The 14,231-nt window shown below is 75.8% G+C and carries 15 protein-coding genes; 7 read left to right on the top strand and 8 right to left on the bottom strand.

Annotated features, from left to right (window positions below; all coding sequences use genetic code 11):
* The first annotated feature begins 11 nt into the window (after positions 1-11).
* From PKA89_RS00840 to PKA89_RS00830, 3 genes are read left to right on the top strand one after another with little or no spacing between them, the layout of a single operon-like run.
* The gene (locus PKA89_RS00840) at positions 12-845 is read left to right on the top strand and encodes a uracil-DNA glycosylase (protein WP_324415628.1); all 834 of its coding nucleotides are present in this window, start codon (positions 12-14) and stop codon (positions 843-845) included.
* A gap of 41 nt (positions 846-886) precedes the next feature.
* Positions 887-1,462 (top strand): GNAT family N-acetyltransferase, encoded by a 576-nt coding sequence (locus PKA89_RS00835; RefSeq protein ID WP_324415627.1) that lies wholly within the window; start codon positions 887-889, stop codon positions 1,460-1,462.
* 20 nt (positions 1,463-1,482) lie between these two features.
* Positions 1,483-2,466: a quinone oxidoreductase gene (locus tag PKA89_RS00830; protein ID WP_324415625.1), complete on the top strand. Its 984-nt coding sequence runs from the start codon at positions 1,483-1,485 to the stop codon at positions 2,464-2,466.
* A 120-nt stretch (positions 2,467-2,586) separates the two neighbouring features.
* On the opposite strand, the gene PKA89_RS00825 is transcribed toward PKA89_RS00830, so the two are convergent.
* From PKA89_RS00825 to PKA89_RS00815, 3 genes are all read right to left on the bottom strand, one after another.
* A complete protein-coding gene (locus tag PKA89_RS00825; RefSeq protein WP_324415623.1) occupies positions 2,587-2,943 on the bottom strand; it encodes a hypothetical protein in 357 nt (118 codons plus the stop codon).
* A 63-nt stretch (positions 2,944-3,006) separates the two neighbouring features.
* Entirely contained in the window at positions 3,007-3,720 is a 714-nt protein-coding gene (locus PKA89_RS00820) for a response regulator transcription factor (protein ID WP_324415621.1), read from the bottom strand.
* Positions 3,720-4,973 carry a PspC domain-containing protein gene (locus PKA89_RS00815; protein WP_324415619.1) on the bottom strand — a complete coding sequence of 418 codons (1,254 nt, stop codon included), beginning with the start codon at positions 4,971-4,973 and terminating at the stop codon, positions 3,720-3,722. The genes PKA89_RS00820 and PKA89_RS00815 overlap by 1 nt, the downstream gene beginning before the upstream one ends.
* A 114-nt stretch (positions 4,974-5,087) precedes the next feature.
* Between PKA89_RS00815 and PKA89_RS00810 the strand changes: the two genes are divergently transcribed.
* Both PKA89_RS00810 and PKA89_RS00805 read left to right on the top strand, forming a co-directional pair.
* Entirely contained in the window at positions 5,088-6,455 is a 1,368-nt protein-coding gene (locus PKA89_RS00810; RefSeq protein WP_324415617.1) for a PspC domain-containing protein, read from the top strand.
* Positions 6,456-6,457: 2 nt separating this feature from the next.
* Positions 6,458-6,856 (top strand): hypothetical protein, encoded by a 399-nt coding sequence (locus PKA89_RS00805; protein WP_324415615.1) that lies wholly within the window; start codon positions 6,458-6,460, stop codon positions 6,854-6,856.
* Here the strand turns inward: PKA89_RS00805 and PKA89_RS00800 are convergent.
* Together PKA89_RS00800 and PKA89_RS00795 are read right to left on the bottom strand one after the other, a co-directional pair.
* Positions 6,847-7,539, bottom strand: coding sequence for an NUDIX domain-containing protein (locus PKA89_RS00800; RefSeq protein WP_324415613.1), 693 nt, complete (start codon positions 7,537-7,539; stop codon positions 6,847-6,849). The genes PKA89_RS00805 and PKA89_RS00800 overlap by 10 nt on opposite strands.
* A complete protein-coding gene (locus PKA89_RS00795) occupies positions 7,536-8,663 on the bottom strand; it encodes a glycosyltransferase family 4 protein (RefSeq protein WP_324415611.1) in 1,128 nt (375 codons plus the stop codon). The genes PKA89_RS00800 and PKA89_RS00795 overlap by 4 nt, the downstream gene beginning before the upstream one ends.
* Before the next feature lie 36 nt (positions 8,664-8,699).
* Here PKA89_RS00795 and PKA89_RS00790 point away from each other — a divergent pair, with 36 nt between their 5' ends.
* On the top strand, positions 8,700-9,545 hold the full coding sequence (locus PKA89_RS00790) for a PIG-L family deacetylase (protein ID WP_324415608.1): 846 nt from the start codon (positions 8,700-8,702) through the stop codon (positions 9,543-9,545).
* Positions 9,542-10,711 (top strand): lysylphosphatidylglycerol synthase transmembrane domain-containing protein, encoded by a 1,170-nt coding sequence (locus tag PKA89_RS00785; protein ID WP_324415606.1) that lies wholly within the window; start codon positions 9,542-9,544, stop codon positions 10,709-10,711. The genes PKA89_RS00790 and PKA89_RS00785 overlap by 4 nt, the downstream gene beginning before the upstream one ends.
* Positions 10,712-10,732: 21 nt before the next feature.
* Here the strand turns inward: PKA89_RS00785 and PKA89_RS00780 are convergent, their stop codons facing one another.
* From PKA89_RS00780 to PKA89_RS00770, 3 genes are all read right to left on the bottom strand, one after another.
* A complete protein-coding gene (locus PKA89_RS00780; protein ID WP_324415604.1) occupies positions 10,733-12,010 on the bottom strand; it encodes a M18 family aminopeptidase in 1,278 nt (425 codons plus the stop codon).
* Between the two features lie 115 nt (positions 12,011-12,125).
* Positions 12,126-12,890 carry a cobalamin biosynthesis protein CobB gene (locus PKA89_RS00775; protein WP_324415602.1) on the bottom strand — a complete coding sequence of 255 codons (765 nt, stop codon included), beginning with the start codon at positions 12,888-12,890 and terminating at the stop codon, positions 12,126-12,128.
* Complete coding sequence (locus tag PKA89_RS00770; RefSeq protein ID WP_324415600.1) at positions 12,887-14,185, bottom strand: MurT ligase domain-containing protein; 1,299 nt, start codon at positions 14,183-14,185, stop codon at positions 12,887-12,889. Before PKA89_RS00770 ends, PKA89_RS00775 begins: the two co-directional genes overlap by 4 nt.
* Positions 14,186-14,231: the final 46 nt, after the last annotated feature.

Raw genomic sequence — 14,231 nt, 5'->3', positions numbered from 1 at the left:
ACAGTCGCGGAATGGAGCGCCTCGACCCCCACCCGGTGACCGGCGAGCCGCTCCCCTCACCCGTGCCGCCCGGGGCCGGCTGGCCCGGCGATCCCGCCGGTCCCGCGACGCCGGTGGCGACGACCCCCGCCCGGGTGCGGCGGCTCGCCGCGTCTGCGCCGGACGTCCCCGAGCTCCAGGCGCGCATCTCGGTGTGCCGGGCCTGTCCCCGCCTCGTCCGCTGGCGGGAGGACGTGGCCCGCACCGGACGTCGCGCGGCCTTCGCCGACCAGCCGTACTGGGGACGCCCCGGGCCCTCGTTCGGCGACCCCGACGCCGAGGTGCTGCTCGTCGGCCTCGCGCCGGCGGCCAACGGCACCAACCGCACCGGGCGGATGTTCACCGGCGACTCCTCCGGCGACTTCCTCTGGGCCGCCCTGCACCGCACCGGGTTCGCCGCTCAGCCGACGTCCGTCGCCGCCGGCGACGGCCAGGCCCTCAGCGGCCTGCGGATCGTCGCCGCCGTCCGCTGCGCCCCGCCGGCGAACAAGCCCACCCCCGCCGAGCGCGCCTGCTGCGCACCGTGGCTCGAGCGCGACCTCGAGCTCGCGGCGCCCCGGCTGCGCGCCGTCCTGTGCCTCGGCTCGATCGGCTGGGACGCCGCACTCGGCGCCGCTCGGTCGCTCGGGTGGGACGTCCCGCGGCCCAAACCGCGCTTCGGCCACGCCGTCGAGGTGCCGCTCGGGCTGCCCGACGGCCGATCGGTCCGGCTCGTCGGCTGCTACCACGTGAGCCCGCACAACACCTTCACGCGGCGCCTCACTCCGGAGATGCTCGACGACGTCCTCCTGGGCCTGCGCGGGTAACCCGTTCGCCCACAGGCCGGTCGCCCGTCTACGGTCGGGGGATGATTGTCCTGTCCCGTCCCGACGCCCGGATGCGCGAGTCCTACCTCGCGGCCCACGACGAGTTCGCAGCGCTCGGCGAGGCCCAGCGCGACGGCGACGGCGTGTGGGTCGAGCCGCCGGACGACGGCGGCTACGAGGGCGTCGAGTTCACCCGCGAGGACCTCGAGACGCCCGAGGGCTTCGCGCGGTTCGTCCGGTGGCGGCTCGACCGCGCCCGGGAGGACGCCCCGCGCCCCACCGGTCACGTGCCGTGCACCTTCTACTGGGTCGTCGACGACGGCGCCCCGACCGAGTACCTCGGGTCGATCAGCATCCGACACCGCCTCACGCCGTTCCTCCTCGAGTTCGGCGGTCACATCGGCTACTCGGTCCGGCCGAGCGCACGCCGCCGGGGCATCGCCACCTCGGCGCTGCGGCTCGTGCTCCCCGAGTGCCGCGCCCTCGGCATCGACTCGGCGCTCGTCACCTGCGACACCGACAACCTCGGTTCGGCCGCGGTCATCGAGGCCAACGGTGGTGTGCTCGAGGACGTCCGCGGGGACAAGCGCCGCTACTGGGTCGACACGACCGGCTGAGACGCACCTAGGCTGGCGGCATGAGCGAGCGCCACGGCCCTGCCCTCGTCGTCCCGCGCACCGGCGGCTCCGACGTCCTCGTCGTCGAGGACCGCTCCGCACCGGCTCCAGGACGCGGGGAGGCGGTCGTCGAGGTCGCCGCCGTCGGCGTCAACTTCATCGACGTCTACCAGCGCGAGGGTGTGTACCCGATGGACGTCCCGTTCGTCCTCGGGAACGAGGGGGCCGGGACCGTCGTGGCCGTCGGCGAGGGCGTCGAGCACCTCGCGCCCGGCGACCGGGTCGCGTGGGCGATGTCCGTCGGGAGCGCCGCCCGGTACGCCGTGCGGGCCGCGGACACGCTCGTCACGGTGCCGGACGCCGTCGACCTCGAGACCGCCGCCGCCGTGATGCTCCAGGGCATGACCGCCCACTACCTCACGACGAGCACCTTCCCGGTCGGCTCCGGCACGACGGCGCTGGTCCACGCCGCGGCGGGTGGCGTCGGGCAGCTGCTCGTGCAGATGGTCCGGGCGCGCGGCGGGGTCGTCGTCGCGACGGCCGGCGGCCCGGAGAAGTGCGCCACCGCCGAACGGCTCGGCGCCGACCACGTCATCGACTACCGGGCGGTCGACGACCTCGCCGCCGCGGTGCGCGAGGTCGCGCCGCGCGGCGTCGACGTGGCGTACGACGGCGTCGGGCGGGACACCTTCGACGCCTCGCTCGCCTCGCTCCGGCCGCGGGGGATGCTCGCCCTCTTCGGCGCCGCGAGCGGGCAGGTGCCGCCGTTCGACCTCCAGCGGCTCAACACCGGCGGGTCGCTCTTCGTCACCCGCCCCAGCCTCGGCCACCACCTGGCCAGCCGCGACGAGCTCGAGTGGCGGGCCGGCGAGGTCCTCGCCGCCGTCGCCGACGGCTCCCTCCAGGTGGCCGTCGGCGGCCGCTACCCGCTCGAGGAGGCGGCGCACGCGTACGACGACCTCGAGGGCCGGCGCACCCAGGGCAAGCTGCTGCTCACCCGCTGACCCCGCCCCCGACCACGCGCGTATCGGGTGACCCGATACGACCGCGCCTCACCCGGGAACCGTTCCGGGGTGAGGCGCACCGTTATCGGGTCACCCGATACGCGTGGGGTTCGGCGGGGGTCAGGAGGCGGAGGTCCAGAGCACGGCGATCGCCGCGTTGAGGACGGCGAGGCCACCGGCGACGGTGACCAGCTGCGGCCGCTCGCCCTCGCCCTTGCGAGCCTTCGCGGCGGCGATCTCGGCGCACGCTGCGACGGCGATCGCGACGACGAGCTTGACCCCGATCTTCGCGTGGTTGACCGGCTCGTCCCCGGACTCGACGATGCCGACGAGGACCAGCCCGGTGACCAGCTGCGCCCGCGCGCCCCAGACGAGGGCGGGGGTCGCGCGGCCGCGGGCCACGAACACCGCACTGCCGACGATGGCGGCCATGCCCAGCAGGTGCAGGAGGACGAACACGTTCTCGAGGAGGTCCATGGGCCACAGCGTAGGGGCAGCCCCGACCCGGCCGGGGCAGCGGCCTCACCCGAGGCAGCAGCCTCAGACGAGGCGGCGTCCCATCGCCCAGGCGGTCAGCTCGTGGCGCGAGGACAGCTGCAGCTTGCGCAGCACCGAGGAGACGTGCGTCTCGACCGTCTTGACCGAGATGAACAGCTCCTTGGCGACCTCCTTGTACTGGTAGCCGCGGGCGATGAGCCGCATCACCTCGCGCTCGCGCGCGGAGAGCCGGTCGAGCTCCTCGTCGACCTCGGCGATCTCGCCCGCGGCCGCGCCGAAGGCGTCGAGGACGAAGCCGGCGAGCCGCGGCGAGAACACCGCGTCGCCGTCGGCGACCCGCCGGATGGCGGTCACGAGGTCGCGGGCGCCGATCGTCTTCGTCACGTAGCCGCGGGCGCCGGCCCGGATGACGGCGATGACGTCCTCGGCGGCGTCGGACACCGACAGGGCGAGGAAGCGCACCGGCGTGCCGGCGGCCGTCTCGACGCCGGCGCACCCGCGGATGACGTCGCCGCCGCCGTTGCCGGAGCCGCCCGGCAGGTGCACGTCGAGGAGCACGACGTCAGGGGTCTCGGCCCGGATGACGGCGATCGCGGAGTCGACGTCCGGGGCCTCGCCGACGAACTCGCACACCGGGTCTCCCCCGGCCATCGCGTCGGTCAGCTCGGCCCGCACGCCGGTGCGGAACATCCGGTGGTCGTCGACGAGCACCACGCGGACGGGCGTGGCCGGGGTGGCGCTGCGCTGGCTGGTCATCACTCTTCTCCTTCGATCGGCGGGAGCCGAAGCTCCACCTCGGTGCCGTCCTCACGGCGGCGCACCCGCGCGGTGCCGCCGTGCCGTTCCATCCTGCCGAGGACGGACTGGCGCACGCCGAGGCGGTCCTCCGGGACGGTGTCCAGGTCGAAGCCGTCGCCGCGGTCGCGGACGAAGGCCTCGACCCCGGTCGGCCCGATCTCGACGTACGCGGTGACCGGCGGGCTGCCGTGCCGGACGGCGTTGAGCAGCGCCTCACGCATGGCCCGGGACAGGGCGGCGCCGTGCTGCTCGAACGGGCGGTCGCCGGTGACGACGAGGTCGACGGGGACCCCGTGGAGGTCCTCGACCTCGTGGGCCACCTCGGTGACGGCCGCCGCGAGGGACTGCTGGGACCCCTGCGGCCCGTCGTAGAGCCAGCTGCGCAGCTCGCGCTCCTGGGCGCGGGCGAGCCGGGTGACGGCGGCGGGGTCGGCGGACTGGCGCTGGATGAGCGCGAGGGTCTGCAGGACCGAGTCGTGCAGGTGCGCCGCGATGTCGGCGCGCTCGGTGGCCCGGACGGCGGCGTCCTGCTCGCGCCGGAAGTCGCTCCAGAGCCGCACCGCCCAGGGAGCCGCGAGGATGAGCGCGCCGATGAGCACGGCCAGCGCGGCGAGGACGGCGTCCCAGAGGACGCTGACCGAGCGGCCGCGGGTCACGAGGACGAGCACCCCGACGAGGGCGAGCCCGGAGCCGAGGAGCACGCGCACCCAGCCCATGCCGTCGCGGCCGCCGGTGAGCCACCGCGAGCGCTGGGTGGCGTCGAGGTTGGACCAGGCCACGACCGCCCCGACGCCGATGACGAACAGCGGCACGAGGACCGACCCGCGGACCGACACCCCGACGCCGGGCACGAGCAGCGCTCCGCCGGCGACGACGAGGACGACGCCCGCGACGAGGAGGACGACCCACCGCCGGCGCTCGGACCACGCGCTCGAGGGCGGCGGGCCGGTGAGCCCCTCGCCCTCGGGGGTGAGGGCCCAGAGGAAGAGGTAGGCGGCGATGCCGGCCCCACCGCAGAACGCCAGGACGACGGCCGCGACCCGGACCAGCCGGCGCGAGACCCCGAGGTGCCGGGCCACGGCGCCGCACACCCCGGGGGTCCAGCCCTCGGAGCGGTCGCGGACCAGCGGCGGACGCGACGGCAGAGGCTCCGGGGCCGGGCCGGCATCGGTCCGCACGCGGGTGGCGACGGGCTCGTAGGGGGTGGGCACGACACCATCCTGACGCACGAACGCGCTCCCGGGACCGCTCCCGGGGTGCGGTCAGGGGGTGCTCAGGGTCGACCCTCATGGCAACGGCGGCCCCCGCGGCGGGACAGTGGTGGCATGACCGAGAGCTCCACCACCCAGACGCCCCCGCCCGCCGGGCCGAGTGTCGTCGACGAGCAGCTCGAGCGGCTGCGTCGCTCGAGCATCCGCCGCGACACCGACCGGCGCTGGTTCGGCGGCGTGTGCGCCGGCATCGCCCGGCGCTTCGACGTCGACCCGCTCCTCATCCGAGCCGCGGCCATCATCCTCACCGTCGCCGGCGGCATCGGGCTGCCGGTGTACCTCGTGCTCTGGCTGCTCCTGCCGGACGCCCGCGGCGAGGTCCTCGCCGAGCGCGCCGTCCGCGGCGGCGACGCGTGGGCCATCGTCCTCGCCGTCCTCACCGGCCTCGTCGTCTTCGCGGGGATCGTCTCCGTCCTCAACGACGGCACGGCGTGGGGCGGCTCGCTGTGGCTGCTCATCCCGGTCGGCCTCGTCGTGTGGTTCGTCGCGACCCGCAGCCACTCCGCCCAGCCGGCCCCGTGGGCGCCGGCCCCCCCGCCGCCTCCAGGAGGTACCCCCGTGTCGGCTCCCCCGACCTCGTCCACGCCGCCCGCCGGCGGCTACCGCTACCCGCCCGGCCCGCAGGCCGCCTACGCCGCCCCGCCGCCCCCTGCCCCCCAGGCCGCCCCGACGCTCCCGTACGCCCCGCGGCCACAGGGCCCCGTCGGCGGCGGTGCCCCGCCGATCCCGCCGCGGCCGGTCGCCCCGCCCCCGCCGCCGGCCCCGCGACGTCGCCGGCCCAGCGGGTTCGTCGGCCTCGTGTCCTTCGGCCTCGTCCTCGCCCTCGTCGGGCTCGCCGCCGCCGTCGCCCGCCCGCTCGGGTACACCGGCGAACCGGTGGTCCTCGGCTTTGCCCTGGCCCTCGCCGCGGTGTCGGCCGTCGTCCTGGCGCTCGCCGTGCGCGGCCGGGCCTCCGGGTTCAGCGGCTTCCTCGTCATCGCCCTCGGGGTGCTCACCGTGTTCTCGTTCCTCGTGTCGCACTCGACGGCCCGTGGCGGGGTGGGCGACCGGGTCTGGTCACCGACGAGCACGTCGCTGCCCGCGACCTACCACCTGGGGGCCGGCGACGCGACGCTCGACCTCGACGGCCTGGCCACCTGGACCCCCGCCGGTGGCGAGCCCGCCACCGTCGACGTGAGCGTCGGCGTCGGCGAGCTGACCGTCCGGGTGCCCGCCGGGCTGGACGTCCGCGTCGACAACCAGATCGGGGTCGGTGAGGTCCGCCACGAGCGCGTCTCGTCCGGTGGGGTCACCGAGACCCTGGACGACCGCTCCGGCACCGACGTCAGGCGCGACGTGACCGTCGGCGACGGCACGAGCCCGGACCTCGTCGTCACGGCCGAGATCGGCATCGGCGACGTCATCATCATCGAGGAGAGCTGACCATGACCGACGACACCACCCGCCCGCTCCGCACCGAGCTCGGCCTCGACACGGCGGACGACAACGACCCGACCGACACGACCGACACGACCGTCACGAGCGACGCGACCGGACCGGCTGCGCCGCAGCCCGAGACGCACTCCACCGCCCCCGTCGCCGGCCCGACGCAGCCGGCCGCACCGTCCCGGCCCGCAGAGCCGCTCTACCGCTCCGGCCCGGCGCCGTTCGCGCTGCTGCTCGGCATCCTCGGACTGGTCACCGCCGCGGCGGTCCTCGTCTCCGAGGTGACCGACATCAGCATCCCGTGGAACGACCTCGGCCCGTGGACGGTCGTCGGCGGAGGCGCGCTCGTCGTCCTCGTCGGCCTCATCGGGCTGCGTGGCAGCCGGACTCAGGACTGACCGGCCCCGCCCCGGGCGTTCGCAGCGACCACGCCGGTCGCCGCGAGCGCCCACGGCACGGTCGGGACGACCTCGAGGTCGCGCAGCCGGTCGAGGGCCACCCAGCGGGCGTCCGACGTCGACCCGCCCACGTCGTGCACGACGGGGCGGGTCGGCCGTGCGCAGCGGGCCGTGTGCACCAGGCGGACGGCGTGGTAGTCCTCGACGCCGCGGTCGGAGCGTCCCACCCAGTGCTGGGTCATCACGTCGACGAAGCGCACGGCATCGACGTGCTGGCCGGTCTCCTCGAGCACCTCGCGGACCACCGCGTCGGCCGGCACCTCGCCCGGGTCCAGGCCACCGCCCGGCAGCGTCCAGCGGCCCTCCGCGCCGGTGCGTGGGGCGAGCTGGGTGAGGAGCAGCCGCCCGGCGTCGACGACGACGGCGTAGGCGGCCACCCGCTGCCGGGGCACGACGCCCGCGAGCTCCGCGGCCGTGAGGTCCGAGACAGGGGCGGCAAGCGGGCGGCGGGGCGTCACGGCGACCACCTCGTAGCGCAGCACCAGGTCGCCGAGGGCGCCCTCGACCCGGACGCGACGACCGGACCATCCCCGGGCCCGCAGACCGCTCAGCGGGTCGTCGCCGTGCCCGAGCGCGAAGGAGACCACCTCGCGGCCGCCGCGCACCCCCCGGACGCTGATCACGTCGCCCCCGCCCTCCGGTACTCGGCGACGGTCGCGGCCACGACGCCCGGCCAGTCCTGACGAGGGGGGCTGTCGCGCAGGTGGTTCCGCATCCGGTTCCGCAGCACGTCGTCGGCCGCCAGCCGCGCGACGGCGGCGGCCACCCCCGCGTCGGAGTCGGCGAGGACACCGTCGACGCCGTCCTCGACGACGTCGTCGACGCCGGTCCCCGCGGGGGCGACGACCGGCAGGCCGGCCGCGCGCGCCTCGAGCGCCGCGATGCCGAACGCCTCGAGCCGGGCGGTCGTCACATAGAGGTCGCCGGTGTGGTGCAGCGCCCGCAGGCCCTCCCGGTCCAGCCGGCCCGGCATCGCCACCCACCCCATCCCGCGGGCTCGCAGGTAGGCCTCCATGGCCCGGCGCTGCGGCCCCTCCCCCGCGACCGTGGCCCGCAGCGGCACCGCCGGGTCGAGCGCGGCCCGGGCCTCGTGCAGCGCGCCGAGGAGGGCGAGCGGCCGCTTGCGGGTGACCAGCCGCATCGCCGTGACGACGTGCACCGGCTCCCCGGGGGCGCGGCCCGGCCGGTGCGGGTCCGGTGCCCACCACGCGGCGTCGACGCCGTTGTTGAGGACCCCCACCTCGGCGCCGCCGGCGACCGCCCGGACCTGCCCGGCGGCCATCCGGGAGACGGCGCTCAGCGCGGCGCCGTGACGGACCCAGCGCCGCAGGTGCCCGGTCGCCCGGAACGCCGGCGCCCACCGTCCGAGCACGCAGTGGAAGGTCGCCGCGACCGGCAGCCCGAGGCCCTGGGTGGTGCGCACGAGGTCGGTGGCGAAGGGGCTGACCACCCCGAGGTGGGCGTGCGCGACATCGAACCGCCCGGCGAGCAGCCGGCGCCGCACCTCCCGGGGCGCGACCGGGTTGACCGGCACGCCGCCCGGCAGCCGCAGGGCCATCCGGTGGACGACGACGCCGTCCTGCTCCTCGGTGCGCAGCCCGTGCCGCTCGCCGAGCGGGCCGGTGGTCGCGGTGAACACCTCGACGTCGTGGCCGGCCCGGCCCAGGTGGTGCGCGAGGTCGTGCACCTGCCGCTCGATGCCCCCCAGGCGCGGCGGGTAGCAGTCCGACAGGAGGGCGACCTTCACGAGGGTCCACCCTGCCATGCGCGAGGATGGGCCACGATGTCCCGCACGCTCGTGGCGTTCCACGCCCATCCCGACGACGAGGCCCTCCTCACGGCGGGCACGATGGCCCGCGCCGCGGCGGAGGGCCACCGGGTCGTCCTCGTGCTCGCGACCGACGGCGGCGCCGGCCTCGCGGCCGAGGACCTGCGCCGCGACGGGCTCGGCCGGCTCCGGCTCGCCGAGGCGTCCGCGTCGGCGGCGGCGCTCGGGGTGGCCCGGGTCGAGTGGCTCGGCTACGCCGACAGCGGGAGCGGCCCCGAGCCGGAGCCGGACGCACCGGGGGTCACCCGCTTCTGCCGGGCCCCGCTCGAGGAGGCGGCCGAGCGGCTGGCCGCCGTGCTGCGCACCGAGCGCGCCGACGTCCTCCTGTCCTACGACCCCAACGGCGGGTACGGCCACCGCGACCACAAGCGGGTGCACGAGGTCGCCGCCCGCGCCGCGCAGATCGCCGGCACCCCCCGCGTCCTCGAGGCCACCGTGCCGCGCGACACCATCGTCCGGGCGATCCGCGCGGTCGGGCGGGTCTACCGGTTCCCCGCCGAGTTCGACCCGACGAGCTTCGAGCGTGCCTTCACCGCGCGCGCCGACATCACCCACCGGGTCGACGTGCGACGCCACGTGAAGGCCAAGCGCGCGTCGATGCGCGCCCACGCCTCGCAGGCCACCGGCGGCGGGGCCGAGGAGGCCGGGACCGGCGGGCAGACCGGCGACCGCACCCTGCAGGCCTTCCTCCGCATCCCCCGCCCCCTCTACGATCTGGTCTTCGGGCGGGAATGGTTCCGCGACCCGACGAGACCAGCTGGGGGACCGGTGTCGACCGACGTGTTCGAGGGCCTGCCGTGAGGGCGCCCGGGGTCGAGGTCCCCACGAACCGCCGTCAGCTGCTCCAGTTCGGGCTCGGGCTGGGGCTCGCCGTCGTCCTCCTCGTCTGGGGCCTGCCGCACTTCGGCAAGACCTCGTGGGGCGACATCTGGCACGTCATCCGGTCGGTGCCGTGGTACCACGCGGTCGGCTTCCAGCTGGTCATGCTCGCCGGTCTCTACTGCTACACCTTCACCTTCACCGGGTCGCTGCGGGGCCTCTCCCACGGCAAGGCCCTCGTCATCAACCTGTGCGGGTCGTCGGTGTCGAACCTCCTCCCCGGGGGCGGTGCGGTGGGGCTGGCCGCGACGTACGCGATGTGCCGCTCGTGGGGCTTCTCGCGGCGGGCCACCTCCACGTCCGCCATCGTCACCGGGGTCTGGAACGTCCTGGCCCGGATCGCCCTGCCGGTCATCGCCATCCTCGTGCTGCTCGCCGGAGGCGTCGACCTGCCCAAGGCGCTCATCGACCTCGCCGTCGCCGGGTCGCTGACCGGGCTCGCCGTCATCGGGGTCCTCGTCGGCGTCATGGTCAGCGAGTCCCTGGCCCAGCGCTTCGGCCGGGCCGTCGACCGCGTCTTCGGGCCGCTGATCCGGCGCCGGCGGCCCGACACGACGATGCGCGTCGACGAGCTGGTCACCGACCTGCGCGCGCGGATCATCGACGTCGTCCGCTGGCGCTGGTGGTCGATGACCCTCGGGATGGTCGGCTTCTTCGGCGCGTACTACGTACTCTTCGTCCTCGTGATGCGCGAGACCGGCGTGGCGCTGCCGCTCAACCTGCTCTTCGCCGCGTACGCGATCGGCCGGCTGCTCACCGCGGTCGGCATCACACCCGGCGGCGTCGGGGTCACTGAGGCCGCGACGACGGCGGTCCTCGTCGGCTGGGGTGCGGACTCCGCCGCCGCGACGGCCGCCGTCGTCCTCTTCTCGATCTTCACCCACCTCATGGAGGTGCCCCTCGGCGGGCTCGGCTGGATGCTGTGGTCGCTCAGCGTCAAGGTCGAGCCGCCCTCCGAGGGCCACGAGCCGGTGTTCGGCGCCGCCGGGGCGTCCCGGGCGCTCGCCGAGGACGCGACGGCCCCCGGTCCCGCCGGGGCGCCAGGTCCTGCGCGGGGCGAGCCGGGCGAGCGCCGCGACCCGGGCTGACCGCCCGCCGTCGAGGACCCGTCAGCCGGCGAGGAAGGCCGCGACCGCGCCGTGCAGCGCGGCGAGGTCGTCGACGTGGACGAGCTCGCGGGTCGAGTGCATCGAGAGCAGCCCGACGCCGATGTCGAGGGTCGGGATGCCGAGCCGGGTGGCCGCGAGCGGCCCGATCGTCGAGCCGCCGGGGATCGTGTTCGGGTTGACGTAGTACTGGTACGCCACCCCGGCCTGCTCGCAGGCGGCGGCCCAGACCGCCTCCCCGCGGGCCTCGGTCGTGTACCGCTGGTTCGCGTTGACCTTGAGCAGCGGGCCGCCGCCGGGCCGCGGCCGGTTCGTCGGGTCGTGCTTCTCCGGGTACCCGGGGTGCACGAGGTGCCCGGCGTCGCTGGAGAGCAGCCACGAGGCCCGCAGGGCGCGGGCGGCCTCGGACCGGCTCGCGCCGAGCCCCTCCCGGACCCGGGTGAGGACGTCCTCGAGGAACGGCCCGGAGGCTCCGCTGGTCGAGGCCGAGCCGACCTCCTCGTGATCGAACGCGGCGAGGACGGGGACGTGCGGCAGGTCGGCGGGGGCGTCGAGCAGGCCGCGCAGGCCGGCGTGGACGCTCGTGAGGTTGTCCATCCGCCACGAGGCGAACAGCTCGTCGCGGGCGCCGATCCGGGCCGGCTCCTGGGTGTCGACGAGGAAGAGGTCCCACGCGACGGCGTCGCCGAGCTCGGCCCGCAGCCAGTGCGCGGCGTCCGCCGGGTCGGTGCCGTCGTCCGCACCGACGACCGGCAGCAGGTGGCGCTGGCGGTCGGGGGCGAACCCCTCGTTGACCGCACGGTCGAGGTGGATGGCGAGGTGCGGGATGCGGGCGACGGCGCCGGTCCGGACGAGCCGGGTGCTGCCGTCCGGGAGCACCGCGCGGCCGGCCACGGCGAGGTCGCGGTCGAACCAGGTCGGCAGCACCGGACCGCCGTACACCTCGACGTTGAGCTGCTCCCAGCCGTGGGCACGGACGACGGGGTTCGGCTTGAGCCGGAAACCCGGCGAGTCGGTGTGCGCGCCGAGGACGCGGAAGGGCGTCGTCGGGCCGGCGCCCTCCGGCACCCGCCAGGCGATGACCGCGCCGTCGCGGACGACGACGTAGCCGCCGGCGTCGGTCGGCCAGGAGGCCTGCTCGTCGAGCTCGGTGAACCCGGCCGCGACGAGGTGGTCGCGGGCCACCGCGGCGGCGTGGAACGCGGTCGGGGACGCGGTGACGTACTCGGCGAACGCGGTGGCGACAGAGTCGGGGCTGGGGCTGCTGGCGGCGCTGCTCACGCCCGCCATCCTGTCAGCCGGCACGCCGGGGCCCGCCCCTGGGTGCCGGGCTACGGCGCGGTAACCGTCGGGATGACGACGATTACTGCGCCGTAGCCCGGCACGAGAGGATGGCTCAGCGGGTGCCGACGAGCCGGCGCACCTGGCGCTCGCGGGCCTCGGTGGCCAGCGGGTCCTCGAGCGGCTCGGGCTCGAACGACCGCCCGGTGGCGCGCTCGGCGGCGACGGCGATGAGGGCGTCGGAGACCATCGGGTTCGCGGGCAGCAGCGGGCCGTGGAGGTAGGACCCGATGACGTGGCCGGAGCGCGCGCCCTCGGTGCCGTCCTCCCCGTTGTTGCCGTGCCCGGCGAGGACCCGCCCGAACGGCTGCTGACCGGGCCCGAGCACGGTCGAGCCGGAGTGGTTCTCGTAGCCGACGACCCGGCCGAACTCGGTCTCGAGGCAGACCGGCCCGATCATCCGCTTGTCGTTCCCGTGGGTGGTGACGTCGAGGATGCCGAGCCCCGGCAGCACCTGCCCGGTCACCGTGTGGAAGCTGTTGCCGAAGAGCTGGTACATCCCGCAGATCATCAGCATCGGCACGCCGTCGGCGGCCATCGCCACGAGCTCGGGGCCGATGGCCTCGAGGTCCGCCTCGACCCGGGCCTGGCCGGAGTCCTGGCCGCCGCCACCCATCAGCAGGTGCGCGTCGCGCCGGAAGGAGGCGCCCGGGTCGTGGAGGACGACCTCGGCGGTGTAGCCGTGCCGGCGGATGCGTCCGGCGAGGGCGTGCGTGTTGCCGCGGTCGCCGTAGATGCTCATCTCGCGCGGGTAGAGGTGGACGAGCGTGATCGTGCCCTTGCTCGGGCCGGCCGGCTCGTAGCGCTCGGTGCCGCTCATGCCGGCGCCTCCTCCCCGAAGCGGTCGAGACCGTGCCGCGCCGCGAGGGTGCGGCGCAGGGCCATCATCGCGGTGTACGTGCAGAAGATGCGCTTCGGCTCGTCGGGGTGCGCCGCGACGAAGGCGTCGAGGGCCTCGTCGAGGTCGGGGACGACCCGGTCGGTGTGCACGTCGTCGTAGTGCAGCCGCAGCGCCATGTCGTAGGCGCGCACCCCGCTGGTCAGGGCGACGCCGCGTTCGCGGAGGGAGGCGAAGGAGACGTCGTAGAGCCACGAGACGTCGCGGCCGTCGGCGTCGTTGTCGTTGATCGCCACCATCGTCGCGACCGGGGTGGAGCCGTAGGTGCTCAGCGCGACGCCGAAGCCGGCGGGGTTCTTCACGAGCACGAGCTCGAGCGGCTGGCCGTCGACCATGACGACCTCGCCGCGGCCGAACGGCGGGCGCACGGCGGCCAGGGCGGTGGCGGCCGTCGCGGCGTCGAACGCGTCGCCGAGGAGCATCCGGGCCGTCGTCGTGGCGGCGGTCGCGTTGATCATCGCCGCGAGGCCGCGCTGCTGGAGGGTGAGCGGGCCGACGGTGACGTCGTCGAACACGACCTCGAAGGCCCGCTCGTCGACCGGCCGCAGCCGGGCGTCGCCGGCCGTGAACTCGTGGGCCAGCGGGGTGTCGTCGAAGCGGGCGTCGAGCTCGGTCAGCTCGGGGAGCCGGTCGGCGATCGAGGCGTCGAGCCCGAACCAGCGGACCGGGACGTGCACGGCGCGGGCCGCCCGGGCGATGAACGGGTCGTCGGCGTTGGCGACGACGCCCTCGGTGCTCGCGGCGCCGAGCCGCGCCAGGAGGTCGGCGGTGTGGTCGATCTCGGCGAACCGGTCGAGCTGGTCGCGGGCCACGTTGAGCAGGAGCGAGTGGGTCGGCGGCACCTCGGCGATGAACCGCATCGCGTGCGCCTCGTCGAGCTCGACGACGACCATGTCGCTGCGCAGCCGGCCGCTGACCGGCAGCTGCGGGAGCATCTCGGAGAGGACGCCGCGGGTGAAGTTCGAACCGGTCGGGTTGGTGAAGACGCTGCGCCCGTGGGCCCGCAGGACGGCGACGAGCATCTTCGTCGTCGTCGTCTTCCCGTTCGTGCCGCTGACGACGACGATGCCGCCGCGCACGTCGGCGAGGGCGCGGCGCAGGATGCGGGGGTCGATGCGCTCGGCGACGAGGCCCGGGAAGGCCGAGCCTCCGCCCCGAACGCGGGCGAGGGCTCGAGCGGTCTTGCCCGCGACGACGGCGGCGGCCGTTCTCAGCACGGACCAACCCTAGCCAGCGCCGGCCGGCGGACCCGAATCCGCCCCG

Origin of the sequence: Phycicoccus sp. (assembly GCF_035325325.1) — a bacterium.
Taxonomy (GTDB): domain Bacteria; phylum Actinomycetota; class Actinomycetes; order Actinomycetales; family Dermatophilaceae; genus Phycicoccus.
The sequence above is the reverse complement of the archived record's forward strand: the minus strand, read 5'-3'. Positions and strand labels throughout refer to the sequence as shown.

What these genes read in the sequence shown, in the direction of transcription:
- PKA89_RS00840 (WP_324415628.1), top strand. Translation starts at nt 12, where the DNA reads ATGGAGCGCCTCGACCCCCACCCGGTGACCGGCGAGCCGCTCCCCTCA.
- PKA89_RS00835 (WP_324415627.1), top strand. Translation starts at nt 887, where the DNA reads ATGATTGTCCTGTCCCGTCCCGACGCCCGGATGCGCGAGTCCTACCTC.
- PKA89_RS00830 (WP_324415625.1), top strand. Translation starts at nt 1,483, where the DNA reads ATGAGCGAGCGCCACGGCCCTGCCCTCGTCGTCCCGCGCACCGGCGGC.
- PKA89_RS00825 (WP_324415623.1), bottom strand. Translation starts at nt 2,943, where the DNA reads ATGGACCTCCTCGAGAACGTGTTCGTCCTCCTGCACCTGCTGGGCATG.
- PKA89_RS00820 (WP_324415621.1), bottom strand. Translation starts at nt 3,720, where the DNA reads ATGACCAGCCAGCGCAGCGCCACCCCGGCCACGCCCGTCCGCGTGGTG.
- PKA89_RS00810 (WP_324415617.1), top strand. Translation starts at nt 5,088, where the DNA reads ATGACCGAGAGCTCCACCACCCAGACGCCCCCGCCCGCCGGGCCGAGT.
- PKA89_RS00805 (WP_324415615.1), top strand. Translation starts at nt 6,458, where the DNA reads ATGACCGACGACACCACCCGCCCGCTCCGCACCGAGCTCGGCCTCGAC.
- PKA89_RS00790 (WP_324415608.1), top strand. Translation starts at nt 8,700, where the DNA reads ATGTCCCGCACGCTCGTGGCGTTCCACGCCCATCCCGACGACGAGGCC.
- PKA89_RS00775 (WP_324415602.1), bottom strand. Translation starts at nt 12,890, where the DNA reads ATGAGCGGCACCGAGCGCTACGAGCCGGCCGGCCCGAGCAAGGGCACG.